This window comes from Dellaglioa sp. CoH-57-MRSF-19, from assembly GCF_056781975.1.
Genome location: NZ_JBXAXW010000034.1, coordinates 1 through 968 on the forward strand (window position 1 = coordinate 1; position 968 = coordinate 968).

The window sequence follows — 968 nt, forward strand, 5'->3', positions numbered from 1 at the left end:
CGGACAAGAATAGTTCGAGATCAGATTCTTCAGCCATTACAAAACTCCCTTTGCGCGCATGCAGTCCTTGAGGATCATGCCAAGAACACAAACTGCCACAGCGCCTGCCATAAACCCAGCAATAGCCTTCGGTGCAGCCCCTACAAGTTCGGTATCTTTTCGTGTGGCAAACCACGCCACAACCCAACCGCCAACTGCCATAGCGAGCATGAGTAGCAGATTGAACGCCAATGCTATTAGCAGGTCCATCATTGCTCCGTGAAAATTTGGGTAAGCTCGGTTCCGACGTGAGGGCTGATGATCATTGTGCCTTTGCCCGGATAGTGGAAGACCACTAGCTCTTCGGTGTTCAATAGGATTTCAACGCGATCTGCGGCACCGCGCGCTGCACCCATGTAGGCGCACACGTATCCACCGCCATTGAGCACCTGAAACGTGGACCGGAAATAGTAGCCCACCTTTTGTCCTTCGTGCAGTAGCCAGTAGCAGTCGAACATGCAGGATAGTGGAATAGCAGGCCCAACCTTGAGCACCGCGTCATCGGGAAGTGCGTGCGGCCCCTTGTTCAGAGCATAACCGCCGCCAAGCTCGTAGAACAGGTACGGGTCCATCGGCACGTATAGACGATGTTCAGCATCATGGTCGATCATGGTCAGTCCTGATTAAGAGCGACAAGCGAATACACGGAGTTTGCGCCCTTCACCATAATGAAGGACTGCGCGTCGTCCACGAATTTGATGGTCACGGCGTCGCCGCACTTGCGCATTACCTCGTCGATGAACTCATAGTCCACTTTCCAGCTCAGCTTTGCCGACACGGAGCCACGGATTTGCGTTTTTGACACACCGTTAGAAGTCTTGACGGTTAGGCCAATCTTTCCCTTTTCGGTAGACACCGCCAATTCCGATCGCTCCTTGGTAGCGACAGCCCTCGCGTTATCCATGAAGCCCATCACATCCTTCTTCACC

2 protein-coding genes are annotated in these 968 nt (G+C 53.4%); both read right to left on the reverse strand.

The window, feature by feature from the left end:
• Positions 1-248: 248 nt before the first annotated feature.
• Entirely contained in the window at positions 249-650 is a 402-nt protein-coding gene (locus tag AC1RO3_RS07995; protein WP_391857923.1) for a hypothetical protein, read from the reverse strand.
• 2 nt (positions 651-652) lie between these two features.
• Positions 653-968, reverse strand: a 316-nt coding sequence (locus AC1RO3_RS08000; RefSeq protein ID WP_481763929.1) for a hypothetical protein, incomplete at its 5' end; no start/stop codon positions are given.

Excerpts from the sequence above, each read along its gene's own strand:
- AC1RO3_RS07995 (WP_391857923.1), bottom strand. The coding sequence starts at position 650 with ATGATCGACCATGATGCTGAACATCGTCTATACGTGCCGATGGACCCG.